At 73.2% G+C, this 22,896-nt stretch carries 22 protein-coding genes; 11 read left to right on the top strand and 11 right to left on the bottom strand.

Annotation, left to right across the window (positions count from 1 at the left end; translation table 11 throughout):
- Nucleotides 1–10: 10 nt before the first annotated feature.
- The 8 genes from ACGFXC_RS28510 to ACGFXC_RS28475 form a co-directional block, all read right to left on the bottom strand.
- Nucleotides 11–400, bottom strand: coding sequence for a rhodanese-like domain-containing protein (locus ACGFXC_RS28510; RefSeq protein WP_393717472.1), 390 nt, complete (start codon nucleotides 398–400; stop codon nucleotides 11–13).
- Nucleotides 397–930, bottom strand: coding sequence for a cysteine dioxygenase (locus ACGFXC_RS28505; protein ID WP_393717471.1), 534 nt, complete (start codon nucleotides 928–930; stop codon nucleotides 397–399). The genes ACGFXC_RS28510 and ACGFXC_RS28505 overlap by 4 nt, the downstream gene beginning before the upstream one ends.
- Before the next feature lie 75 nt (nucleotides 931–1,005).
- Nucleotides 1,006–1,053, bottom strand: coding sequence for a hypothetical protein (locus ACGFXC_RS28500; protein WP_311314449.1), 48 nt, complete (start codon nucleotides 1,051–1,053; stop codon nucleotides 1,006–1,008).
- 71 nt (nucleotides 1,054–1,124) lie between these two features.
- On the bottom strand, nucleotides 1,125–2,723 hold the full coding sequence (locus ACGFXC_RS28495) for an FAD-dependent monooxygenase (RefSeq protein WP_393717469.1): 1,599 nt from the start codon (nucleotides 2,721–2,723) through the stop codon (nucleotides 1,125–1,127).
- 216 nt (nucleotides 2,724–2,939) lie between these two features.
- Entirely contained in the window at nucleotides 2,940–3,788 is an 849-nt protein-coding gene (locus tag ACGFXC_RS28490) for an amino acid ABC transporter permease (protein WP_393717467.1), read from the bottom strand.
- The gene (locus tag ACGFXC_RS28485) at nucleotides 3,785–4,432 is read right to left on the bottom strand and encodes an amino acid ABC transporter permease (protein ID WP_393717465.1); all 648 of its coding nucleotides are present in this window, start codon (nucleotides 4,430–4,432) and stop codon (nucleotides 3,785–3,787) included. Before ACGFXC_RS28485 ends, ACGFXC_RS28490 begins: the two co-directional genes overlap by 4 nt.
- A 93-nt stretch (nucleotides 4,433–4,525) precedes the next feature.
- On the bottom strand, nucleotides 4,526–5,449 hold the full coding sequence (locus ACGFXC_RS28480) for a glutamate ABC transporter substrate-binding protein (protein WP_393717463.1): 924 nt from the start codon (nucleotides 5,447–5,449) through the stop codon (nucleotides 4,526–4,528).
- A gap of 99 nt (nucleotides 5,450–5,548) precedes the next feature.
- The gene (locus tag ACGFXC_RS28475) at nucleotides 5,549–6,334 is read right to left on the bottom strand and encodes an amino acid ABC transporter ATP-binding protein (protein ID WP_393717461.1); all 786 of its coding nucleotides are present in this window, start codon (nucleotides 6,332–6,334) and stop codon (nucleotides 5,549–5,551) included.
- A gap of 275 nt (nucleotides 6,335–6,609) precedes the next feature.
- Between ACGFXC_RS28475 and ACGFXC_RS28470 the strand changes: the two genes are divergently transcribed.
- The 3 genes from ACGFXC_RS28470 (at nucleotide 6,610) to ACGFXC_RS28460 (ending at nucleotide 10,320) form a co-directional block, all read left to right on the top strand.
- Nucleotides 6,610–7,314, top strand: coding sequence for a response regulator transcription factor (locus ACGFXC_RS28470; RefSeq protein ID WP_393717459.1), 705 nt, complete (start codon nucleotides 6,610–6,612; stop codon nucleotides 7,312–7,314).
- A 12-nt stretch (nucleotides 7,315–7,326) separates the two neighbouring features.
- Entirely contained in the window at nucleotides 7,327–8,739 is a 1,413-nt protein-coding gene (locus tag ACGFXC_RS28465) for an ATP-binding protein (RefSeq protein WP_393717458.1), read from the top strand.
- A gap of 582 nt (nucleotides 8,740–9,321) precedes the next feature.
- Nucleotides 9,322–10,320 (top strand): ROK family protein, encoded by a 999-nt coding sequence (locus ACGFXC_RS28460; RefSeq protein WP_393717456.1) that lies wholly within the window; start codon nucleotides 9,322–9,324, stop codon nucleotides 10,318–10,320.
- 33 nt (nucleotides 10,321–10,353) lie between these two features.
- On the opposite strand, the gene ACGFXC_RS28455 is transcribed toward ACGFXC_RS28460, so the two are convergent.
- The gene (locus ACGFXC_RS28455) at nucleotides 10,354–11,349 is read right to left on the bottom strand and encodes a TAXI family TRAP transporter solute-binding subunit (protein ID WP_393717454.1); all 996 of its coding nucleotides are present in this window, start codon (nucleotides 11,347–11,349) and stop codon (nucleotides 10,354–10,356) included.
- 125 nt (nucleotides 11,350–11,474) lie between these two features.
- Here ACGFXC_RS28455 and miaB point away from each other — a divergent pair, with 125 nt between their 5' ends.
- The gene (gene miaB / locus ACGFXC_RS28450) at nucleotides 11,475–12,998 is read left to right on the top strand and encodes a tRNA (N6-isopentenyl adenosine(37)-C2)-methylthiotransferase MiaB (protein WP_393717452.1); all 1,524 of its coding nucleotides are present in this window, start codon (nucleotides 11,475–11,477) and stop codon (nucleotides 12,996–12,998) included.
- Nucleotides 12,999–13,089: 91 nt separating this feature from the next.
- On the top strand, nucleotides 13,090–13,797 hold the full coding sequence (locus ACGFXC_RS28445) for a class III extradiol dioxygenase subunit B-like domain-containing protein (protein ID WP_393717451.1): 708 nt from the start codon (nucleotides 13,090–13,092) through the stop codon (nucleotides 13,795–13,797).
- A 79-nt stretch (nucleotides 13,798–13,876) separates the two neighbouring features.
- On the opposite strand, the gene ACGFXC_RS28440 is transcribed toward ACGFXC_RS28445, so the two are convergent.
- On the bottom strand, nucleotides 13,877–14,122 hold the full coding sequence (locus ACGFXC_RS28440) for an antitoxin (protein ID WP_393717449.1): 246 nt from the start codon (nucleotides 14,120–14,122) through the stop codon (nucleotides 13,877–13,879).
- Nucleotides 14,123–14,144: 22 nt separating this feature from the next.
- Entirely contained in the window at nucleotides 14,145–14,387 is a 243-nt protein-coding gene (locus tag ACGFXC_RS28435) for a gliding motility protein (protein ID WP_393717447.1), read from the bottom strand.
- Between the two features lie 164 nt (nucleotides 14,388–14,551).
- On the opposite strand from ACGFXC_RS28435, the gene miaA reads away from it, so the two are divergent.
- The 6 genes from miaA (at nucleotide 14,552) to hflX (ending at nucleotide 22,794) form a co-directional block, all read left to right on the top strand.
- Nucleotides 14,552–15,490 carry a tRNA (adenosine(37)-N6)-dimethylallyltransferase MiaA gene (miaA, locus tag ACGFXC_RS28430; protein ID WP_393717446.1) on the top strand — a complete coding sequence of 313 codons (939 nt, stop codon included), beginning with the start codon at nucleotides 14,552–14,554 and terminating at the stop codon, nucleotides 15,488–15,490.
- A 111-nt stretch (nucleotides 15,491–15,601) separates the two neighbouring features.
- The gene (locus ACGFXC_RS28425) at nucleotides 15,602–16,171 is read left to right on the top strand and encodes a hypothetical protein (protein WP_393717513.1); all 570 of its coding nucleotides are present in this window, start codon (nucleotides 15,602–15,604) and stop codon (nucleotides 16,169–16,171) included.
- Between the two features lie 154 nt (nucleotides 16,172–16,325).
- Nucleotides 16,326–17,201, top strand: coding sequence for a diaminopimelate epimerase (gene dapF, locus ACGFXC_RS28420; protein ID WP_393717444.1), 876 nt, complete (start codon nucleotides 16,326–16,328; stop codon nucleotides 17,199–17,201).
- A gap of 140 nt (nucleotides 17,202–17,341) precedes the next feature.
- A complete protein-coding gene (locus ACGFXC_RS28415) occupies nucleotides 17,342–19,423 on the top strand; it encodes a RelA/SpoT family protein (protein WP_393717442.1) in 2,082 nt (693 codons plus the stop codon).
- Between the two features lie 160 nt (nucleotides 19,424–19,583).
- Entirely contained in the window at nucleotides 19,584–21,134 is a 1,551-nt protein-coding gene (locus ACGFXC_RS28410) for a M1 family metallopeptidase (RefSeq protein WP_393717440.1), read from the top strand.
- A gap of 154 nt (nucleotides 21,135–21,288) precedes the next feature.
- Entirely contained in the window at nucleotides 21,289–22,794 is a 1,506-nt protein-coding gene (hflX, locus tag ACGFXC_RS28405) for a GTPase HflX (protein WP_393717438.1), read from the top strand.
- The last annotated feature ends 102 nt before the right edge of the window (nucleotides 22,795–22,896 follow it).

Genomic DNA, 22,896 nt, shown 5'->3' with positions numbered 1-22,896 from the left:
GACCGCCGCGTCAGGGAGCGGTGACGGGGAGCCCCGCCGCCTTCCAGGCCTGGAAGCCGCCCGTCAGGTCCGTCGCCCGGTGCAGCCCCAGGGCGTGCAGGGAGGCCGCGGCCAGGGTGGAGGCGTACCCCTCGTTGCAGATCACCACGATTCGGAGGTCGTGCCCCGTGGCCTGCGGGAGCCGGTGGGAGCCCTGCGGATCGAGGCGCCACTCCAGTTCGTTGCGCTCCACGACCACCGCGCCCGGGATCAGCCCGTCCCGCTCGCGCAGCGCCTGGTAGCGGATGTCCACCAGGAGGGCCCCCGCCAGCGAGGCTTCGTGGGCGGCCCGCGGCTCGATGCGGGTGTATCCCGCGCGGACCCGCTCCAGCAGCTCGTCGATGCCGACCGGGGCGCTCACTGCCAGTCCGCCGGACGCTCGACCTGCTCCAGGGTGAGGACCGGACCGCTGCGGCCGTACCGGCGGATCAGCGGCAGCGGGGGGTAGTACGCGTGGACGGAGATCGCGTGCTCGGAGGCCGAGTCGTTGAGGACCTCGTGCACGTGGTGCTCGCCGAAGGCCCGTCCGGCGCCGGCGCCGAGGCTGCGGGTGCGGTCCACCTCGGGAGCCAGTTGCAGGGACCGCCAGCCCTCCGACGGCAGCCGGACGCTCAGCGAGTGCTCGGTGAGCCGGCCCCGGGCGGTGGCGAAGGCGCCCCGGGACTCGGCGTGGTCGTGCCAGCCGGTGCCGGTGCCCGGCGGCCAGCCGATCAGCCAGGCCTCACTGCCGCCCGGACCGTCGAGCCGGATCCAGGTGCGGCCCTGCGGGTCCAGTGGCAGGGAGTCCACGACCGCCGGATCGGCGGCGGTGCGCAGGGCGAAGGCGAGGAGTTGCGCCGCCGTCGGTGCGGCGGTGCGGGCAGGGGCGTGCGTGGGCGCGGGGGCAGACATGGGGTGACCGTCCTGGGAGTTCGCGAAGGTGCGCGCGGGCCGACGGGGGCACGGGGCGCGCGGAGGGAGGGCGAATCAGCAGGAAGGGCGACACACGCAGCCCGCGTAGCGGAGCAGGTCCATGTGAACCCTCCGCCACAGGCGTACGTCGTTGCCGGTCATGTCGGTGAGTGAACCACGAGTGCCCGGGAGCGTCAATCGATCACCGCTGTGGGCGTGGTGGAGGAGCGGTCCGCCGGAGCCTGCGCCGGATCGTCCGCGGGGGCGCCCGCGCGGACCGCGTCCGCCGCCTCGTACAGCTCCGCCGCGCGGACCCCCTCGAAGGTGGCCGCCAGGTGTCCGTCGGGCCGTACCAGCAGCACGGTGTGCGCCGGAGCCCCGGGGTAGGCGTCGGCGACCAGCAGTTCGGCCCGGACCGGCAGGGCGGTGACCGCCGCCGCGAGCCGGGGCATCAGCCCGGCGCCCGCCCAGTGCCGCCGGTCCCACACCCCGGTGCCCGGCGCGACGAGGAGCACCAGCAGCCGGCCCCGGCCCAGCAGGTCGCGCAGCGGAACGGTCGCCCCGTCGGGTGCCGTCACCGGTACGTTCGCCACCGGCCCGCCCGGCTCGGTCGCCGTCGGGACCTCCCGTACGGCCACGGGCGGGGCGTACACCGGCTCCGCGCCGAGCGGGCCCCGTCCCAGGTGCCCGTCGGTGAGCAGGGCTTCGGCGGACCGGGAGGCCCCGGGCACCAGGGTGCGCAGCCCGCCGCCGCCCCGCAGCGCGGGCATGGCCTGGTCGGCGGCGCGCAGCCGGGCGGCGACGGCGGTGCGGCGTTCGTCCTCGTACCGGTCGAGCAGGGCCTCGGAGGCGCCCTGGTGCCAGGCCAGGGCCAGCTTCCAGGCGAGGTTCTCCGCGTCGCGCAGCCCCTCCTCCACCCCCTGGGTGCCGAGCGCGCCCAGCAGGTGCGCCGCGTCCCCGGCGAGGAAGGCCCGGCCGTCGCGCCAGCGCCGGGCGAGCCGGTGGTGCAGGGTGTGCACCCCGGTGTCGATCAGGTCGTACGGGGGCGTCGTGCCCCCGCACCAGCCCGCCAGGGTGTCCCGGATGAGCGTGACGAGCGCGTCGGGGGTCACCAGGTCCCCGCGCGCGGGCAGCAGCCAGTCCAGCCGCCACACCCCGTCCGGCAGCGGCCGGGCGGTGACCTCCTCGGGGCCGGCGGGCGGGCTGCGGTGCAGCAACGCCTCGCCGGGCCAGGGCAGTTCGGCGCGCAGGGCGGCCACGGCGTACCGTTCCACGGCGGTCCGGCCGGGGAAGCGGATGCCGAGCAGCTTGCGCACCGTGGAGCGGGCCCCGTCGCAGCCGACGAGGTGGCTGCCGCGCCACCAGGTGGTCTCGGCGCCCCGGGTGTGCGCGGTGACGCCGTGGCCGTCCTGCTCCAGGGAGTCCAGCTTGCAGTCGGTGACCAGCTGGACCAGGGGGTGCGCGGCGGCGGCGTCGCGCAGCCCGCGCGCGAGGGCGTGCTGCGGCAGGTGCAGGGGGGCGGGGCGGTCCTCGAAGGTGACCCGCCCCGTCTCCTGACGGCGCCTCATGGTCCGCCAGGCGGCGTAGGGGACGCCCTCGTCGCGCAGGGTCGTGCAGCCGAGCCGGTGGGCCATGGCGGCGGTGTCGGAGTGCAGGACGACCGAACGGGCGGGCCGGGGCTCGTCCTTGCCGGGCCCTTCGTCGAGCAGGACGCTGGGCACGCCGTGGCCGGCCAGGGCGAGGGCCAGGGACAGCCCGACCGGTCCCGCGCCGACGACGATCACCGGGTCCATGGCAGGGCTCCCGATGTCCGGTATGTGATCACAGAACGTATGCAACCCACTGGAGGTGCCTGCGTCAAGTGACACCCGTCCGCGCGGGACGGGACTTCGAGCGCCGCTGTGACACCCGGGCGGAAGCGTGGGCGCGGCGCCCCTGGCGTGGCCGGCGGGCCGCCACGGCCGGGGGCCGCCGATGTTCGACATCGGCGGCCCCTTCCGGCCGGCGGATCAGCCGGCCGTCGACGCCGTCGGTGCTGCGGCCGGCTTGGTCTTCCTGGCCGTACGCCGGCCGCGCTTCTCGATCCAGGTCGCCAGGCCCGACAGCGCGAGGCAGAGCAGGATGTAGATGGCGCCGATCACGACGGTGGTGGAGACGTACGGGTACTGCCCGTTGACCTGCGTGTTGCCGGCGATGAGCCGTGCGGTCTGGAGGAGTTCCGGGTAGAGGATGATGAAGCCGAGCGAGGTGTCCTTGAGGGTGACTACCAGCTGGCTGATGATGGTCGGAAGCATCGCGCGGACTGCCTGGGGGAGCAGCACGGTCATCATGACCTGGTGCTTCCTCATCCCGAGGGAGTACGCCGCCTCGCCCTGCCCGCGGGGGATGGACTCCACGCCGGCGCGGAGGATCTCAGCCTGTACGCAGCCGTTGTAGACGGACAGGCCGAGTGCGAGCGCCCACATCGAGTAGTCGGTCAGGAAGCCGACCCACACGGCGTAGATGGTGATCAGCAGCGGAATGGACCGGAACACCTCGACGAAGGCCGTGGCGGCCCACTTCACCGCGCGGTGGTCGGAGAGCTTTCCGAGCGCCAGCAGAACGCCGAGGACGAGCGATCCGACGGCGGCGATCCCGAAGGCCTTCAGGGTGGCGAGCAGTCCGTCGGCGATGTTCTGCCGGATTCCCGCGTAGTTGAAGATGTCCCACATCTCGGGAGCGAGGTGGCCCTTGTCGGCGAGTCGCATCACGCTCACGCCGATCAGGCCGACGAGAATCAAGCTGCCGACGACGGCGTAGACGCGGTTGCGCGCCTTCGCCTTCGGGCCCGGTGCGTCGTACAGGACGTTGGCGCTCATCGGGCCACCTTCATGCGTCGCTCCACGACCTGGAAGATGCCGCTGATGGAGAATGTGATCAACAGGTACCCGACGGCGACCCAGACGAAGATGGGCACGATGTCGTAGCCCTGATCACTCATCAGTTTCTGCCATCCGAACAACTCGGCCACGCTGAAGGCACCGGCGATGGCCGAGTTCTTGGTGAGCGCGATGAAGATCGAGCTGAGCGGCGGGATCACCGTCCGGGTGGCCTGGGGCAGGACGATGAGGCGAAGGGTCTGGCCGAAGGTCAGCCCGAGCGACCGCGCGGCCTCCGCCTGCCCCAGCGGAACCGTGTTGATCCCGGAGCGCACCGCCTCGCAGATGAAGCTGGACGTGTAGAAGCCGAGGGCCAGCGATCCGAGGATGAACGGGCTCATGCCCGGCACGAGGATCTCCGGGACGACGAAGAACGAGACCAGGAACAGCAGCGTGAGCGGAGTGTTGCGGAGCAATGTCACCCAGGCCGTTCCGAAGAACCGCAAAGGAGGCACGGGCGACACCCGGAAGCCGGCGATCAATATGCCGAGCAGCAGGGCTATGACACTGCTGACTGCGGTGATGGACAACGTCCCGAGGAAGCCGTCGCGAAAGGCTGGGAAGTTATCGAGCAGAACATTCATGAAGTCTCCGCGGCGGCAGGGTCTTTGTGCAGGGGGAGGAGTACGGCCGGTGGGCGCCCCGCGAGGTCAGCGGGGCGCCCACGATGTCTCACCTCAGTAGCGGACGACGGCCGGCGGCTCGACGTACGCGGAACCGGACAGGCCGAGGGTCCCGTCGTAGATCTTCTTGTAGGTGCCGTCCTTGACGTGCTTCTCGAGGGAGTCGTTCACGAAGTCGCGGAGGGCCTTGTCGTCCTTGTTCACGCCCACGCCGTAGGGCTCCTGGGTGAACGGCTTGCCGATCACCTTCAGCTTTCCGGAGTTCGCAGCGGCGTAGCCCTTGAGGATCGAGTCGTCCGTCGTCACCGCGTCGACCTGGTTCGTCAGCAGCTGCTGGACGCAGTCGGAGTACTTGGCGAGCTCGGTGGTCTTGGCGCCGTACTTCGGGTTCTTGATCTCCTGCAGCGGGGTGGACCCGACGATCGAGCAGACGTTCTTCCCCTGGAGGGTGTCGGGCCCGGTGATCGCGGTCTCGTCCTTGCGCACCAGGAGGTCGGCGCCGGCCTTGTAGTAGGGGCCGGCGAAACCGACGAGCTGCTTGCGCTTGTCGTTGATCGTGTACGTGCCCACGTACAGGTCGACCTGCCCCGTCGAGATGGCCGTCTCGCGGACGCCGGAGTCCACGGTCTTCCACTCGATCTTGTCCTCGCCGAAGCCGAGGTCGGCGGCGATCATCTTCGCGATCTCGACGTCGAAGCCCGAGCGCTTCTTCGTGGCCTGGTCCTCGAAGCCCAGGTAGGGCTGGTCGGCCTTGGAGCCGATGATGAGCTTGCCGCGCTTCTTGGCCTCGGAGAAGACCGGCGAGTCCAGAGTGACGTTGCCCGCGACGCTGTAGGTCGGGAGGGCGGGCGCGCCGGACTGGCCGGGCTTCGCCGCCTGGGCGTCACCGGCGGACCCCTCCTTGCCGCCGCACGCGGTCGCGGTCAGGGCGAGAACGACGGCCGTGGCGACGGCCGCACCGGTCTTGAGAACCTTCATGTGAACTTCCCTCGGATGAGACGTTGTTGGGCGACGAGCGGACTCACGTCGTGGGGCGACGGCACGCGCCGCCGACCGGATCACCACCAGACGCGGGCGTCAGTGATGCAGGATCTTCGACAGGAAGTCCTTGGCGCGGTCGCTGCGCGGGTTGCTGAAGAACTGTTCGGGCGCGGCCTGTTCGACGATCTTCCCGTCGGCCATGAAGACGACCCGGTTCGCCGCGGAGCGGGCGAAGCCCATCTCGTGCGTGACGACGACCATCGTCATGCCCTCCGCCGCGAGCTGCTGCATGACCTCCAGCACCTCGTTGATCATCTCCGGGTCCAGCGCCGAGGTGGGCTCGTCGAAGAGCATCACCTTCGGGTCCATCGCCAGCGCCCGGGCGATGGCCACGCGCTGCTGCTGGCCGCCGGACAGCTGCGCCGGGTACTTGTCGGCCTGCGAGCCCACGCCCACCCGGTCCAGCAGCGCCTTCGCCTTCTCCAGCGCGGCCGCCTGGTCCGTCTTGCGGACCTTGAGCTGACCCAGCATCACGTTCTGCAGCACCGTCTTGTGGGCGAACAGGTTGAACGACTGGAAGACCATGCCCACGTCGGCGCGCAGCCGGGCCAGTTCCTTGCCCTCGGCCGGGAGCGGCTTCCCGTCGAGCGTGATGGTCCCCGAATCGATCGTCTCCAGCCGGTTGATGGTCCTGCACAGCGTGGACTTGCCCGATCCCGAGGGACCGATCACCACGACGACCTCACCGCGGGCAATGCTCAGATCGATGTCCTGAAGCACGTGCAGCGCGCCGAAGTGCTTGTTGACGTTGCTCAGTACGACCAGGCCGTCCGCGGCACCGGCCGCGTCCTGCACGTCCTTGGTCACTGATACTCCGCTCATCGGCTTCTTGCTCCGTCCTCCGTCGGTTGGGAGGACAGTAGTGAGCGGGCGCGCACAGCGTCACCACATCTGAGGGAGAATTGAGGATAACGATCCGGCCTCGTGCCGATACGCTCCGTGCGCACCGCCCGACCCGGACCGCCGTACTCGTACCGGGTGGATAACAGAAGACGCGCCGGACCGGAACCCCCTTGACGTGGAACTCTCGATGAGCGTGGATGCAGGGTGCCCGTGAACACATCCAGGAGTCCGGGAAAGCCAGGAAGGAGGACGCCATGAGGCTGCTGCTCGTCGAGGACGACGACCACGTCGCCGCAGCGCTGTCGGCGATCCTCGCCCGCCACGGCTTCCAGGTCACCCACGCCCGCAACGGCGAGGAGGCCCTCCAGGCGCTGCTGCCGGCCGGGGCCCCGCCCTTCGGCGTGGTCCTGCTCGACCTCGGCCTGCCCGACCAGGACGGCTACGAGGTCTGCGGCAAGATCCGCAAGCGGACCTCGACGCCCGTCATCATGGTGACCGCGCGCGCCGACGTGCGCTCGCGCATCCACGGCCTGAACATGGGCGCCGACGACTACGTGGTCAAGCCGTACGACACCGGCGAGCTCCTCGCCCGCATCCACGCGGTCGCCCGCCGCACCGGCGCCTCCGAGGAGGCCGCCACCCCCGGCGGCGGCGCTCCGGGCCTGGTGCGGCTCGGTCCCGTCGACGTCGAACTGCCCACCCGCCGGGTCAGCGTGAACGGCACCGACGTACCGCTCACCCGCAAGGAGTTCGACCTGCTGGCCCTGCTCGCGCAGCGCCCCGGTGTCGTCTTCCGCCGGGAGCAGATCATCAGCGAGGTGTGGCGGACCAGCTGGGAGGGCACCGGCCGGACCCTGGAGGTGCACGTCGCCTCGCTGCGCTCCAAGCTGGGCATGCCCGCGCTCATCGAGACCGTCCGCGGGGTGGGCTACCGGCTCGTCACCCCGGCCGCGCCCTAGCGGCGGCCCGTCGTGCGCGCCCGGCTCCTTCCGCTCCTCGTCGTGCTCATGGCGGGGGTGCTGCTCGCGCTCGGTTTCCCGCTCGCCGTCAGCCTGGCCGCGGCCCAGCAGCAGAAGGTGGTCGTCGACCGCATCGACGACAGCGCCCGCTTCGCGGCCCTCGCCCAGTTCGTCATCGACGCCGAGGGCTCCGGGTCCACCGGCGCCGACGAGCGCCGCGAGACGCTCCAGCTCGAACTCGCCCGCTACCAGGAGCTGTACGGCATCCGCGTCGGCATCTTCTACCGCGACGACAACGCGATGGTCCGCGCCCCCGGCTGGTGGCAGCTCCCCGAGTCGGGGGAGGGCCGCACCGCCTTCGACGAGGCGCTCGCCGGACGCCGCAGCCACGACCCCGGCCAGGTGTGGCCCTGGCAGACGCACGGGAAGCTCCTCGTGGTCTCGCCGGTCGTCCTCGACGGGGACGTCGTCGCCGTCGTCGCCACCGAATCGCCCACCGAACAGATGCGCGGCAAGATCCTGCGGGGCTGGCTGATCATCGCCGGCGGGCTCGCCGCCGCCATGCTCGCCGCCTTCGGCGCCGCCCTGCGCCTCACGAGCTGGGTCCTCAAGCCCGTCGGCACCCTGGACGCCGCCGCCCACGGCATCGCCACCGGCCGCATGAACTCCCGCGTCGCGGCCTCGGGCGGGCCGCCGGAACTCCGCCGCCTGGCCCGCTCGTTCAACGAGATGGCCGACAACGTCGAAGAGGTACTGGAGCAGCAGCGGGCGTTCGTCGCCGACGCCTCCCACCAGCTGCGCAACCCGCTCGCCGCGCTGCTCCTGCGGATCGAACTCCTCGCCCTCGAACTCCCCGAGGGCAACGAGGAGATCGCCTCCGTGCGCACCGAGGGCAAACGCCTGGCCCAGGTCCTCGACGACCTCCTGGACCTGGCGCTGGCCGAGCACGCCTCCGCCGAGATCAGCCTCACCGACATCGGGGCGCTGGCCGCCGAGCGGGTCGCGGCCTGGCGGCCGTACGCCGAGGAGAAGGGCGTACGGCTCACCGGCACGGGCCGGACCGCCGTCACCGGCTGGGCCGACCCGATCGCCCTGTCCAGCGCCCTCGACGCCGTCATCGACAACGCCCTGAAGTTCACGCCCGAGGGCGAGGAGGTGCAGGTCTCGGTCGGCGCAGAGGGGCGCAGCGCGCTCGTCGTCGTCGCCGACCGGGGGCCCGGGCTGACCGAGGAGGAGCTGCTGCGCGTCGGCGACCGCTTCTGGCGCAGCGGCCGCCACCAGAACGTCAAGGGCTCCGGGCTCGGCCTGTCCATCTCCCGGGCTCTGCTCGCCGCCGGCGGCGGGACGCTCACCTACGCGGCGAACCCGCCGCACGGGCTGCGGGTCACGGTGTCCGTCCCGCGCACCGACCCCGTCAGCGGCTGACCGGGCCGGGCCGCCGGGGCAGGGCGGTGCGGGCCGGCGCCGAGGCGGCGTACAGCTCGTCTACGGACCGCAGCTCGAAGACGGCCGCCGCTTCGCCGCCCGCGCGGGTCCCGCTGGTGCCGCAGAGGAAGCGGCGGGTGCCGTCCGGGAGGAGGCGGTGGAGCTCGTAGTGCCGGACGGGCCCGGCTGCCCGGTCCCAGCGGGGGCGGAGCTCGGCCGCCGCGCGGCGGTGTCGCGTACCGTCAGGGCGCCGAGGCGCCGGGACTCCGCCGCCGTCCCGCGTCCGGTGATCCGTACGGCCAGGGCGTACGCGGCCTCCCCGGCCGGCGCCGCGAGGGGGACCCGGGAGGCCCGCCGGCCGGAGCCGCCGCCGTCGCCGACGGGTCACCCACCCCCGGCTGACCGCCCTGGTCCGCGACACCGACGGATTCGGCCGGCTCGCGGCGCAGGAACTCCTCGCCGTCCTCGCGGGCAGCCCCGCCCGGGTCCGGGAGGGCGGGCTGCCCCGGCTCGAACCCCGCGGGAGTACGGCCCCGCCGTCGGCCGCATACTGAAATCCGACCCCTCCCTGGAGCGCTCACCGTGATCACCCCCACCTCAGCCTTCCCCGCGCCGCGCACCGCCGCCGCGGTCACCGGTCCGACCGTGGCGATCGACATCGGCGGCACGAAGATCGCCGGGGCGCTGGTCCACCCCGACGGCACCATGACCGCCACCACCCGGCGCCCCACCCCGCGCGGCGCCGACGCCGAAGCGGTCATGGCGGCGGTCGGCGAGGTGATCGCGGAACTGTCCGGGGCCCCGCTGTGGGACCAGGCCGTCCGCTGCGGCATCGGCAGCGCCGGCCCGGTCGACACCACGCGGGGCACGGTGAGCCCGGTCAACATCGGGGCCTGGCGGGGCTTCCCCGTACAGGCCCGCGTCACCGCCGAGCTGGCGGCGCACGGCGCCCGGATCCCGGCCGTCCTGGCGGGCGACGGGGTGGCCATGACGGCGGCCGAGCACTGGCTGGGCGCGGCCCGGGGCCACGCGAACGCCCTGTGCATGGTGGTCTCCACCGGCGTCGGCGGCGGCCTGATCCTGAACAACCAGCTCCACCCCGGCCCTACCGGCAACGCCGGTCACATCGGCCACATCAGCGTCGCCTTCGACGGCGACCCCTGTGCCTGCGGGGGCCGGGGCTGCGTGGAGTCCCTCGCCTCGGGCACCGCCATCGCCCGCTGGGCCCTCGACCGGGGCTGGACCGGCCCCGACCCGACCGCCGCCGGGGTCGCCGCCGCCGCCGGAGCCGGGGATCCGGTCGCCGTGGCCGCCTTCGACCGGGCCGGCCGCGCCCTGGCCGCCGCCATCGCCGCCACCGCGACCCTGGTCGAGACCGACATCGCCGTCATCGGGGGCGGGGTCGCCGCCAGCGGGGACACCCTCTTCGAGCCGATCCGGCGCCACCTCGCCTCGTACGCGGCCCTGTCCTTCGTCCGGGACCTGCGGGTCGTCCCGGCCGCCCTCGGCACCCACGCCGGCCTGATCGGCGCGGCCGCCGCCGCGATGATGCTGCTCCCGGGCGGCGCCGCCACGGCCTGAGCGCCGGACGCCGTCGCCCGGCGGCACGGGCGGCTACGGCTTGACCGAGCGGTAGTAGCGCCGGGCACCCTCGTGCAGGTCCAGCGGGTCCGTGTAGATCGCCGTCCGCAGGTCCACCAGCTGCGCCGCGTGCACCTCGTGCCCGATCCGGTCGCGGCTGAGGATCACGGTCCGGGTGAACTGCTCCGTCAGCCGCTCGCCGGTGTCCTCCCGGGTCACCAGCAGGTTAGGCACCGCCAGCGTGGACACCGAGGAGGTGTTGCGGGCCCGCGCGTACGCGTCCTGGGGCATCACCGCCGCGCGGTAGTACCGGGCCGGGCTCCCGCTGCCCTGGAGCGCCTCCACCAGGTCGCCCAGCTGCACCAGCCGGATCTCGAACCGCTCCGAGAGCTCGCGCACCGCGCTCGTCGGCAGCCCGCCCGACCAGAAGAAGGCGTCGATCCGGCCCGCCTCCAGCTCCGCCGGCATGGTGTCGATCCCGATCGGGACCGCGGTGATGTCCCGCGTCGGGTTCAGCTTCGCCGCCGAGAGCAGCCGGTCCGCGATCAGCCGGACCCCCGAACCGTCCTGGCCCACCGCGACCCGCTTGCCCCGCAGGTCGCGAGCCGACTGCACCGGTGATCCGGCGGGCACCACGAGCTGTACGTAGTCGTCGTAGAGCCGGGCGACCCCGCGCAGCCGGGTCGCCCCCGGCTTGCCGTCCAGCCGGTACTTGGACACCGCGTCCGCCGTCGCGACCGTGAAGTCCGCCTCACCGGCGGCCACCCGCTGGAGGTTCTGCTGCGATCCCTCGCTGGTCTCCAGCCGGACCTTGACCCCGGGCAGGTCCTGCGCGAGCTCCTGCTCCAGCAGCTGCCCGTACCGGTGGTAGACGCCCGTACGGACCCCTGTGCTGAAGGTCAGGTCGCCGGTCACCTCCGGTTCCCCGAAGGGCCTCAGCCACACCAGCAGCCCCGCGAGCAGCACCAGCACCGCGCCCGCGCCCATGAGGGCGCGGCGTCGGGAGGTACGGGCGGGAACGAGGGGCATGCCGGCGATCCTGCCACCCGACCGGCGTCCTGTCACGGCGCCCCCGACCGCCCCGGACCGAGGGCTTCCGCCGGGCGGTCCGCACAGGGGATCGAGGGCTCCCGGGTACCGCCTACCCTTGTTGCATGACCAGCAGCAGCGACCGGAGCCCGGCAATGGACCTCAAGGGAACCTACGAGGTGCGCACCTACGGGTGCCAGATGAACGTGCACGACTCCGAGCGACTGTCCGGTCTGCTGGAGGACGCGGGCTACGTCCGCGCGCCCGAGGGCTGCGACGGCGACGCCGACGTCGTGGTCTTCAACACCTGCGCGGTCCGCGAGAACGCCGACAACAAGCTCTACGGCAACCTCGGCCGCCTCGCCCCGATGAAGACCAAGCGTCCCGGCATGCAGATCGCCGTCGGCGGCTGCCTGGCACAGAAGGACCGCGACACGATCGTCAAGCGGGCCCCCTGGGTCGATGTCGTCTTCGGCACGCACAACATCGGCAAGCTGCCCGTCCTGCTGGAGCGCGCCCGCGTCCAGGAGGAGGCCCAGGTCGAGATCGCCGAGTCGCTGGAGGCCTTCCCCTCCACGCTGCCCACCCGTCGCGAGTCCGCGTACGCGGCCTGGGTCTCGATCTCCGTCGGCTGCAACAACACCTGCACCTTCTGCATCGTCCCGGCCCTGCGCGGCAAGGAGGAGGACCGCCGGCCCGGCGACATCCTCGCCGAGGTCGAGGCCCTCGTCGCCGAGGGCGTCAGCGAGATCACCCTGCTCGGCCAGAACGTGAACGCCTACGGCTCCGACCTCGGCGACCGCGAGGCCTTCTCCAAGCTGCTTCGCGCCTGCGGGCAGATCGAGGGCCTGGAGCGGGTCCGCTTCACCTCCCCGCACCCGCGCGACTTCACCGACGACGTGATCGCCGCCATGGCCGAGACCCCGAACGTGATGCCGCAGCTGCACATGCCGATGCAGTCCGGCTCCGACCCGATCCTCAAGGCGATGCGCCGGTCCTACCGGCAGGAGCGGTTCCTCGGGATCATCGAGAAGGTCCGCGCCTCCATCCCGCACGCCGCGATCTCCACCGACATCATCGTCGGCTTCCCCGGCGAGACGGAGGAGGACTTCCAGCAGACCATGCACGCCGTGCGCGAGGCCCGCTTCGCGAACGCGTTCACCTTCCAGTACTCCAAGCGCCCCGGCACCCCGGCCGCCGAGATGGAGGGGCAGATCCCCAAGGAGGTCGTCCAGGACCGCTACATGCGCCTGGTCGCCCTCCAGGAGGAGATCTCCTGGGAGGAGAACAAGAAGCAGGTCGGCCGCACCCTGGAGGTCATGGTCGCCGAGGGCGAGGGCCGCAAGGACGGCGCCACCCACCGGCTGTCCGGGCGCGCCCCCGACAACCGCCTGGTGCACTTCACGAAGCCGGACGAGGACGTGCGCCCCGGCGACGTGGTGACCGTCGAGATCACCTACGCCGCCCCGCACCACCTGCTCGCCGAGGGGCCCGCCGGGGCCGTGCGCCGCACCCGTGCCGGGGACGCCTGGGAGAAGCGCAACGCCGCCCCGGCGCAGCCCGCGGGGGTCATGCTGGGCATCCCGACCCTGGGCGTGCCGGCCCCGCTCCCGGTCGCCGCGTCGGGCTGCGCCGCGCCCTCGGCCTGACCGCCCGCGGGGCGGGCGGATCCGCCCGCCCCGGGCGGGGAGCGGGGCATCCGCCCCCCGGGTCCGGCCGGCGGGGACTAGGCTGCGGATCATGCTCGTAGCCGCCGCCGTCTGCCCCGCACCGCCGCTCCTCGTACCGGAGGTCGCCGCGGGCGCCGCCGCCGAACTGGACGGCGCCCGTACCGCCTGCTCCGACGCCCTCGCGGTGCTCGCCGCCTCCCGGCCCGACCTGCTGGTCGTGGCCGGACCCGCCGCCGACGGTCACCTCGGGCCCTACCCCCAGGGCTCGCGGGGGACCTTCCACGGCTTCGGCGTCGAGGCCCGCGTCCGGCTCGGCGAAGGCGAGGAGGGCCCGCGCCTGCTCCCGGCCCCGCTGGCGGTGGGCGCCTGGCTGCTGGACCGCGCCGGCTGGGGCGCCGCCCCCGTCGAGGGGCTGGGCGTGGCCGAGGACGCCACAGCCGGGGAGTGCCTGCGCACCGGCCGGGAGCTCGCCGCGCGCGAGGCCCGGGTCGCGCTGCTCGTCATGGGCGACGGCAGTGCCTGCCGCACCCTGAAGGCGCCCGGGTACCTCGACGAACGCGCCGCCGCCTTCGACGCCGCCGCCGCGCGCGCCCTGGGGGCCGCCGACACCGAGGCGCTGGCCGCGCTGGACCCCCGGCTCGCCGCCGAGCTCCAGGCCGCCGGACGGGCCCCCTGGCAGGTCCTCGCGGGCGCCGCCGAGGGCGCGGACCTCGACGGCCGGCTGCTGTACGAGGACGCCCCGTACGGCGTCGGCTACTTCGTGGCCGCCTGGTCCTGAGCGGTACGGGCCGGCCCCGGACACGGCGAAGGGGCGCGGCACCGGTCCACCGGTGCCGCGCCCCTTTCCCTACGCCGCGTCAGGGAGCGGCCGGCGGCGTCGGCCCGCCGGGGGTGTCCTTGTGCGCGATCTTGCCCAGGGCGTCCTTCGCCTTGTCGGTTCCGCTGGTGATCCGGTCGCTGTACTTGCCGTGGGTCTTGGAGTCCACCGCCCTGGCGACCTTGTCCAGGTTCTCGCCGATCTTGCCCTCGTGCTGTTGCGCGAGGTCGCCGACCTTGTCCTTGGCCGGAGCGAGCTTGGCCTTCAGATTGTCCAGCAGGCCCATGGGTCACCTTCCGTGGCGGTGGCTACTTGAGGGCGCCCTCACCGGTCTCGCTGTCCGCGGCCGCTTCCGCAGACTGCTGCTTCGGAATCTCCACGGCCTCCGCCGCCCCGGCCGCCGCCCCGGTCCTCGCCGCGGACGGCTCGGACCCGGCGTCGGCCGCGGCCCCTTCGGCCGTGGACTCCGACTCCACCGTCAGGGTCGCGGCAGCCGCCTCTTCGGCCGCAGCCTCGTCCTTGCGACGACGAAACCGACTGAAAACACCCATGTCTACTCCCATAACGCTACTCGTGCGGGTGAAGTTCCGCCTGGTCCGGCCCGGCCTCCGCCGGGCGTGCGCCCGGCCCGAACCTCTTCAGGGCAACGACCCCCGCCGTACCCCGTCACGTAACCCGATCGGGTACATGCCGTTCGGTTTGCGAGACTGGTCCGGTGAGCAACGCAGCCCCCGCCCCGCGGGTCATCGCCGTCGTCGGTCCCACCGCGGCCGGAAAGTCCGACCTGGGCGTAGCCCTGGCCCGCCACTTCGACGGCGAGGTCGTCAACGCCGACTCCATGCAGCTCTACCGGGGGATGGACATCGGCACCGCCAAGCTGACGACCGAGGAGCGCGGCGGCGTCCCGCACCACCTCCTCGACGTCTGGGACGTGACCGAGACCGCCAGCGTCGCCGAGTACCAGCGCCTCGCCCGCGCCGAGATCGACAAACTGCTCGCCGCGGGCCGCACCCCGGTCCTCGTCGGCGGATCCGGCCTCTACGTCCGCGGCGCCCTCGACGCCATGGAGTTCCCCGGGACCGACCCCGAGGTCCGGGCCCGGCTGGAGGAGGAGGCGACGCTGCGCGGCCCCGGCGCCCTGCACGCCCGCCTCGCCGTCGCCGATCCGGCCGCCGCCGCCGCGATCCTGCCCAGCAACGGCCGCCGCATCGTGCGGGCCCTGGAGGTCATCGAGATCACCGGACGTCCGTTCACCGCCAACCTGCCCGGCCACGAGTCCGTCTACGACACGGTCCAGATCGGCGTCGACGTGGCTCGCCCCGAGCTCGACGAGCGCATCGCGACGCGCGTGGACCGCATGTGGGAGGCGGGACTCGTGGACGAGGTCCGCGCCCTGGAGGCCCGGGGCCTGCGCGACGGCGTCACCGCCTCCCGCGCCCTCGGCTACCAGCAGGTCCTGACCGCCCTCGCGGGGGAGCGCACCGAGGAGGAGGCCAGGGCCGAGACAGTACGGGCCACCAAGCGCTTCGCCCGCCGCCAGGACTCGTGGTTCCGCCGCGACCCCCGCGTCCACTGGCTCAGCGGGGCCGCGGCGGACCGCGGGGAACTCCCCGGACTCGCGCAGTCGTTGGTCGAACGAGCGGTTACAGCCTGATCACGTGATGGCATCGGGACGCCCCGCGCGCCCGTCCGGGGCCCGGGACCGTGCCATCATCAAACTTCTGAACAGCGGCGTACGAAGTCCGAGTGGGGAGGGCGCGTGGCTATGGAGGCCGGCCCTCGTGACACCGGGCGGGACGACACCCGGCAGGAAGCGGACCCGATGCTTCTCAGCGGCCCCGCAGACCCCGTCGGGCCGGGCGGATCCGCCAGGTCCCCCGGGACCGGCGCGCCGGGCACCCCGGACGGGGCCGACGGACTGGGCCTGCCCGCCGACCCCGCGCGCCTGACCACCGACGGGCCCGACGCCCCCGAGCCCGGCGCGGAAGCCTCCGGCCCCGCCGTCGAGGTCGAGCTGCGCCCGCAGCGCCGCCTGAGGCTCTGGCAGATCGCCCCCATCGTGATGCTGGCCGCAGCCGGATCGCTGATGTTCGCCTTCCCCCTCGCCTTCGAGTTCGGGGACGGCGGCGCCGTGGTCGCCATGCTCGGCTTCCTCATCAGCTCCTGCGCGGGCGGCTGGGGCATGATGGCCGCGCGCCGCGTCGGCTACACCTGGCCCGGGCTGCCGCCGCGCGGCAGCGGCCGCCGCCCCGACTGGCGGATGGCCGGGCTGTACGCGCTGGTCGCGCTGGCCGTCGTGGCGCTCGCCGTCTACCGGGTGGCCCGGCTCCGCTAGGGCCGTCGGCCGGATCCCGTCCGGGCCGTCCGCCCCGTTGCGTCCTGCTGCGGTCCCCCGCCCCCACCCGCCCGCCGCGCCGTCCGGGCCGGGGCCGCTGACACGGCGCTGACCTGCTCCGACCGGGCGCGCGACCGCTCGGTACCATGGGCGGGTGACGCACACCACCCTCTCCTTCCTCAAGGGCCACGGGACCGAGAACGACTTCGTGATCGTCCCCGACCCCGACAACGCCATCGAGCTGCCCGCGAGCGCCGTCGCCGCCCTGTGTGACCGCCGCGCCGGCATCGGGGCCGACGGTGTGCTGCACGTGGTGCGATCCGCCGCCCACCCCGACGCCGCGCACCTGGCGGACCGGGCCGAGTGGTTCATGGACTACCGCAACAGCGACGGTTCCGTCGCCGAGATGTGCGGCAACGGCGTCCGCGTCTTCGCCCGCTACCTCCACCACGCCGGCCACGTCGAGCCCGGCGACCTCGAGGTGGCCACCCGGGGCGGCGTCAAGCGGGTCCACCTCGACAAGACCGGCGACGTCACCGTCTCCATGGGCCGCGCCGAGCTCCCCGAAGGTGAGGTCACCGTCTCCGTCGGCGAACGCACCTGGCCCGCGCGCAACGTGAACATGGGGAACCCGCACGCGGTCGCGTTCGTCGAAAGCCTCGACCACGCCGGCAACCTGTACAGCCCGCCGCCGTTCAGCCCGGCCGCCGCCTACCCCACCGGGGTCAATGTCGAGTTCGTCGTCGACCGCGGCCCCCGGCACGTCGCCATGCGCGTCCACGAACGCGGCTCCGGCGAGACCCGGTCCTGCGGCACCGGCGCCTGCGCCGTCGCCGTGGCCGCCATCCGCCGCGACGGCGCCGACCCCGCCGTCACCGGCGAACCGGCCACGTACACGGTGGACCTGCCCGGCGGCACCCTCGTCATCACCGAGCACCCCGACGGGCGGATCGACATGACCGGACCGGCCGTGATCGTCGCCTCCGGGGAGTTCGAGGCGGCCTGGCTGACCGAAACGGCTTTCGCCTGAAGATTCCCTCTCATGGGTGATCCGTTTCACGCTGAGCGAGAGGTGGACTGCGCCACGTGGTGGGGTCGGTAACATCAGGCACCGGCCCTGAGGGCTCACCCCATGCCCGCCACCGCCGGTCGAAGCCGTCGGAGGTGCCCATGAGTGCAGAGGCCACGAACCCCGAAGCACATGCCGAAGTGCGCCCTGAGCTGCGCAGACGGGGCCGAACGCGGCTCGATCTGCGCCGCTTGGGGCGGGCTGCGCTGCTCGGGCCCGCGTCCCGGGACCGGCTGCCGGACGCGATCGGACACGTAGCAGAAGCGCACCGCGCCCACCATCCGGACGCCGATCTGTCGATCCTGCGCCGGGCCTACCTCCTCGCGGAGACCTCCCACCGCGGTCAGATGCGCAAAAGCGGTGAGCCGTACATCACACATCCGCTCGCCGTCACGCTCATCCTCGCCGAACTAGGCGCCGAGACGACGACCCTGACGGCCTCCCTGCTGCACGACACCGTCGAGGACACCGACGTGACCCTCGATCAGGTCCGCGAGGAGTTCGGCGAAGAGGTCTGCTTCATCGTCGACGGCGTCACCAAGGTCGAGAAGATCGACTACGGCGCCGCCGCCGAACCCGAGACCTTCCGCAAGATGCTCGTCGCCACCGGCAACGACGTCCGCGTGATGTCCATCAAACTCGCCGACCGGCTGCACAACATGCGCACCCTCGGCGTGATGCGTCCCGAGAAACAGGCCCGCATCGCCAAGGTCACCCGCGACGTCCTGATCCCGCTCGCCGAGCGCCTCGGCGTCCAGGCCCTCAAGACCGAGCTGGAAGACCTCGTCTTCGCGATCCTCCACCCCGAGGAGTACGAGCACACCCGGGCGCTCATCGCCGCCCACGCCGGGGAACACGACCCGCTCCCCGCCATCGCGGACTCCGTGCGCGCCGTCCTGCGCGACGCCGGCATCGCCGCCGAGGTGCTCGTACGGCCGCGGCACTTCGTCTCCGTCCACCGGATCTCCCGCACGCGCGGCGAACTGCGCGGCTCCGACCTCGGCCGCATCCTCGTCCTCGTCACCGAGAACGCCGACTGCTACGGGGTCCTCGGCGAGCTCCACACCTGTTTCACCCCGGTCGTCTCCGAGTTCAAGGACTTCGTCGCCGCCCCGAAGTTCAACCTCTACCAGTCCCTGCACACCGCCGTCGCCGTCCCGGAGGGCTACGTCGCCGAGGTCATCGTGCGCACCCGCCAGATGCACCGGGTCGCGGAGGCGGGCGTCGTCGCCCTCGGCAACCCGTACACCACGGGCGAGAGCGCCGACAGCGACGAGGAGCGCGTCGACCCCACCCGCCCCGGCTGGCTCTCCCGGCTCCTCGACTGGCAGCAGTCCGCGCCGGACCCCGACACCTTCTGGAGCGTGCTGCGCGCGGAGCTGGCCCAGGACCGCGAGATCACCGTGTTCCGCGAGGACGCGGGCAGCAGCGGCACGATCAGCCTGCCCGCCGGCGCCAGCTGTATCGACGCCGCCTACGCGCAGTACGGCGAGGCGGCCCACGGCTGTATCGGCGCCCGCGTCAACGGGCGCCTCACCTCCCTGTCCGCCCCGCTCTCCGACGGGGACACCGTCCAGCTGCTCCTCGCCCACGACGCCTCCTCCGGGCCCGGCGCCGACTGGCTGGAGCACGCCAGGACCCCCGCCGCGCGGATCGCCATCAGCAGCTGGCTCGCCACCCATCCCGACGGCGCCGGACCCGCCGACGCGGCTCCCCGGGCCGCCCTGTCCGTGCCCGGGCTGCGCGGCGGCGGGGGCAATGCCGTCGTGGACCTGCCCGACGCCCACGTACGCCTGGCCGGCTGCTGCACCCCCGTACCGCCGGACGCGGTCGAGGGGTTCGTCGTACGGGGCGGGGCCGTCACCGTGCACCGCGTCCACTGTCCGGGGGTCGCGCAGATGCGTTCCGTCGGGCGGACCTCCGTCGCCGTGCACTGGCGGGCCACCGCGGACTGCCGCGTCACCCTGCTCGCCGAATCGTTCGGCCGCCCGCACCTGCTGGCCGATCTGACGGAGGCCATCGCCCGCGAAGGGGTCGAGGTGGTGTCCGCGACGGTGGAGCCGCCGGTCGAACAGCGGGTCCGGCACTCCTACACGCTGCAACTGCCCGACGCGACGGGACTGCCCGCCCTGATGCGCGCGATGCGGGACGTACCCGGCGTGTACGACGTGAGCAGGGTGTAGCCCCTCCGGGACGGCACGCGGGGGATGCGGTGCCCCGACGGCGCGCGGGGGCGTGCGTCGGGGGCGTGCGTAGGCCGCCACGGGGCCGGGGCGACACGTTCGGGTGGCCCCGTCGCGCGTCGCTCGCGGGCGCCCGGCGAGCGCTGGTAAGCGGTGGTGGATGCAGCTCTCCTCCCCGCGCCTGCGCGCCGCCCTGCTCGCGGCCGCCTCCCTCACCCTCGTCGCCGCCGTGCTGCCCCCGCCGAAGCCCCTGGGCATCGGCGACCGGCTGTTCCCCGAGCTCGGCAACCCGGGGTACGACGTCCTCGCGTACGACCTGTCCCTCACGTACAAGGACAACAGCAGCCCCCTCGACGCGGTCACCAGGATCGAAGCCCGCACCCTGGAGCCGATGGAGCGGATCAACCTGGACTTCACCCACGGAACGGTGGCTGCCGCCGAGGTCAACGGGGAGCCCGCGCGCTTCGAGAGCGCCGGGGAGGACCTCGTGCTGACCCCCGCGCACGCCGTGGCCGCCGGCACGACGCTGCTCATCACCATCAAGCACACCAGCGACCCGCGCGGCCGCGCCGACGGCGGCTGGGTGCCCACCGAGGACGGCCTGGCCATGGCCAACCAGGCCGACGCCGCCCACCGGGTCTTCCCCTGCAACGACCACCCCGCCGACAAGGCGTACTTCACCTTCCGCATCACCGCCCCCGCCGGGATGACGGCCGTGGCCAACGGCGTGCCCGGCGCGCTGCCCGCCGCCCGCGCGGGCGGCGCGACGGAGTGGACGTACAGGACCCTGCACCCGATGGCCACCGAGCTGGCCCAGGTCTCGGTCGGCCGCTCCGCCGTGCTGCACCGCACCGGCCCGCACGGCCTCCCGCTGCGCGACGTCGTGCCCGCCGCGGACCGGGAGCGGCTGGAGCCCTGGCTCGCCAAGACCGCCGGGCAGATCGAGTGGATGGAGCAGCGGGTCGGCCGCTACCCCTTCGAGAACTACGGCGTGCTCATCGCCCGGGCGAAGACCGGCTTCGAGCTGGAGACGCAGACCCTCTCCCTCTTCGAGCACGGCCTGTTCGCGGGGGAGGGCTACCCCGAGTGGTACGTGGAGTCCGTCATGGTCCACGAGCTCGCCCACCAGTGGTTCGGCGACAGCGTCGCCCCGCGCACCTGGTCCGACCTGTGGCTCAACGAAGGCCACGCGACCTGGTACGAGGCCCTCTACGCGGACGGCCTCGGCACCTACTCCCTGGAGCGGCGCATGCGCGAGGCGTACCAGCGCTCCGACCAGTGGCGGGCCGCCGGCGGCCCCCCCGCGGCCCCCAAGGCGGCGGCCCCCGGCGAGAAGATCGGCCTCTTCCGCCCGGTCGTCTACGACGGCTCCGCGCTGATCCTCTACGCCCTGCGCCAGGAGGTCGGCGCGGAGGCCTTCGACCGCATCGAGCGGAGCTGGGTCGCGGAGCACCGGGACGGCGTCGCCGGCACCCGGGACTTCGTACGCCTGGCCTCCCGGGAGGCCGGCCGAGACCTCGGCGCCTTCCTGGAGCCGTGGCTGTACGGGAAGACGACCCCGCCGATGCCGGGCCACCCGGAGTGGAACGCCCAGGCGGCCCCGAAGGCCCCCGCCCCGAAGGTTCCCGCCCCCAAGGCCCCCGCCCCGAAGGTTCCCGCCCCGGCACCGAAGGCCCCCGCCGGGAAGGGACCGGCCGGGAAAACGGTATGACGGGCCGGGAACGGGCATGTCACCATCGACAGGGCCGGCCGCCCCGGGAATCACCGGACGGGGTGACGCGTTGGACGTGACAGTGTGATGTCACGCGCAGCGGTACCTTTGGCCATGGCCGGCGCGGACGCTATCGAATCGACGTAAGGATCCAATGACCTCCTCTTCTTCCCCTTCCCAGGAACCGCAGGACACGCAGGACACGCGTGACCCGCAGAGCTTCACCGAGAGCCTTCGGGCCGATGCCCTGATGGAAGAGGACGTCGCCTGGAGCCACGAGATCGACGGAGACCGGGACGGCGACCAGCTCGACCGCTCCGAGCGCGCGGCCCTGCGCCGCGTGGCCGGCCTCTCGACCGAACTCGAGGACGTCACCGAGGTCGAGTACCGACAGCTCCGCCTGGAGCGCGTCGTACTCGTCGGCGTGTGGACCTCCGGGACCGTGCAGGACGCCGAGAACTCCCTCGCGGAGCTCGCCGCCCTCGCGGAGACGGCGGGCGCCCTCGTCCTCGACGGTGTCATGCAGCGTCGCGACAAGCCCGACCCGGCCACCTTCATCGGCTCCGGCAAGGCCCGCGAACTGCGGGACATCGTGCTGGAGAGCGGCGCCGACACCGTCGTCTGCGACGGAGAGCTCAGCCCCGGCCAGCTCATCGCCCTCGAAGACGTCGTCAAGGTCAAGGTCGTCGACCGGACCGCCCTGATCCTCGACATCTTCGCCCAGCACGCCAAGTCCCGAGAGGGCAAGGCGCAGGTCGCCCTCGCACAGATGCAGTACATGCTGCCGCGCCTGCGCGGCTGGGGCGCCTCGCTGTCCCGGCAGATGGGTGGCGGCGGCGGTGGCGGCATGGCCACGCGCGGTCCCGGTGAGACCAAGATCGAGACCGACCGGCGCCGCATCCGCGAGAAGATGGCGAAGATGCGCCGGGAGATCGCGGACATGAAGACCGGCCGTGACATCAAGCGGCAGGAACGGCGCCGCAACAAGGTGCCCTCGGTCGCCATCGCCGGCTACACCAACGCCGGCAAGTCCTCCCTGCTCAACCGCCTCACCGGCGCGGGCGTCCTGGTGGAGAACGCACTGTTCGCCACCCTCGACCCGACCGTGCGCCGCGCCGAAACCCCCTCCGGCCGGGTCTACACCCTGGCCGACACGGTGGGATTCGTCCGGCACCTGCCCCACCACCTCGTCGAGGCGTTCCGCTCCACGATGGAGGAGGTCGGCGACTCCGACCTCATCCTGCACATCGTGGACGGCTCCCACCCGGCGCCGGAGGAGCAGCTGGCGGCCGTACGGGAGGTCATCCGCGAGGTCGGCGCCGTCAAGGTGCCCGAGATCGTGGTGATCAACAAGGCCGACGCGGCCGACCCGCTGGTGCTCCAGCGCCTGCTGCGGATCGAACGGCGCTCCATCGCCGTCTCGGCGCGCACCGGCCTGGGCATCGAGGAACTCCTCGCGCTCATCGACGCCGAGCTGCCGCGGCCCGAGGTCGAGGTGGAGGCCCTGGTGCCGTACACCCTCGGCTCGCTGATCGCCCGGGCGCACGCCGAGGGCGAGGTCCTCTCCGAGGAGCACACCCCGGAAGGCACCGTCCTCAAGGCCCGGGTCCACGCGGAACTGGCCGCCGACCTGGCTCCGTACGTACCCGCCAAGCGGTAGGACGGGCGGGCGCCGGACGCCGTACGACACGACCGAGGGCCCCTCGCCACCGCGAGGGGCCCTCGGCCATGAGGTGGACGCGGGGCGCGGGAGACGGGTCGG

It is taken from the genome of Streptomyces sp. NPDC048507, assembly GCF_043199995.1.
Classification (GTDB): domain Bacteria; phylum Actinomycetota; class Actinomycetes; order Streptomycetales; family Streptomycetaceae; genus Streptomyces.
The sequence above is the reverse complement of the archived record's forward strand: the minus strand, read 5'-3'. Positions and strand labels throughout refer to the sequence as shown.

Excerpts from the sequence above, each read along its gene's own strand:
- ACGFXC_RS28445 (WP_393717451.1), top strand. The coding sequence starts at position 13,090 with ATGCTCGTAGCCGCCGCCGTCTGCCCCGCACCGCCGCTCCTCGTACCG.
- ACGFXC_RS28425 (WP_393717513.1), top strand. The coding sequence starts at position 15,602 with ATGGAGGCCGGCCCTCGTGACACCGGGCGGGACGACACCCGGCAGGAA.
- ACGFXC_RS28415 (WP_393717442.1), top strand. The coding sequence starts at position 17,342 with ATGAGTGCAGAGGCCACGAACCCCGAAGCACATGCCGAAGTGCGCCCT.
- ACGFXC_RS28480 (WP_393717463.1), bottom strand. The coding sequence starts at position 5,449 with ATGAAGGTTCTCAAGACCGGTGCGGCCGTCGCCACGGCCGTCGTTCTC.
- ACGFXC_RS28495 (WP_393717469.1), bottom strand. The coding sequence starts at position 2,723 with ATGGACCCGGTGATCGTCGTCGGCGCGGGACCGGTCGGGCTGTCCCTG.
- ACGFXC_RS28440 (WP_393717449.1), bottom strand. The coding sequence starts at position 14,122 with ATGGGCCTGCTGGACAATCTGAAGGCCAAGCTCGCTCCGGCCAAGGAC.
- ACGFXC_RS28410 (WP_393717440.1), top strand. The coding sequence starts at position 19,584 with ATGCAGCTCTCCTCCCCGCGCCTGCGCGCCGCCCTGCTCGCGGCCGCC.
- ACGFXC_RS28485 (WP_393717465.1), bottom strand. The coding sequence starts at position 4,432 with ATGAATGTTCTGCTCGATAACTTCCCAGCCTTTCGCGACGGCTTCCTC.
- ACGFXC_RS28435 (WP_393717447.1), bottom strand. The coding sequence starts at position 14,387 with ATGGGTGTTTTCAGTCGGTTTCGTCGTCGCAAGGACGAGGCTGCGGCC.
- ACGFXC_RS28470 (WP_393717459.1), top strand. The coding sequence starts at position 6,610 with ATGAGGCTGCTGCTCGTCGAGGACGACGACCACGTCGCCGCAGCGCTG.
- ACGFXC_RS28490 (WP_393717467.1), bottom strand. The coding sequence starts at position 3,788 with ATGAGCGCCAACGTCCTGTACGACGCACCGGGCCCGAAGGCGAAGGCG.
- miaB (WP_393717452.1), top strand. The coding sequence starts at position 11,475 with ATGACCAGCAGCAGCGACCGGAGCCCGGCAATGGACCTCAAGGGAACC.
- ACGFXC_RS28475 (WP_393717461.1), bottom strand. The coding sequence starts at position 6,334 with ATGAGCGGAGTATCAGTGACCAAGGACGTGCAGGACGCGGCCGGTGCC.
- hflX (WP_393717438.1), top strand. The coding sequence starts at position 21,289 with ATGACCTCCTCTTCTTCCCCTTCCCAGGAACCGCAGGACACGCAGGAC.
- ACGFXC_RS28455 (WP_393717454.1), bottom strand. The coding sequence starts at position 11,349 with ATGCCCCTCGTTCCCGCCCGTACCTCCCGACGCCGCGCCCTCATGGGC.
- ACGFXC_RS28505 (WP_393717471.1), bottom strand. The coding sequence starts at position 930 with ATGTCTGCCCCCGCGCCCACGCACGCCCCTGCCCGCACCGCCGCACCG.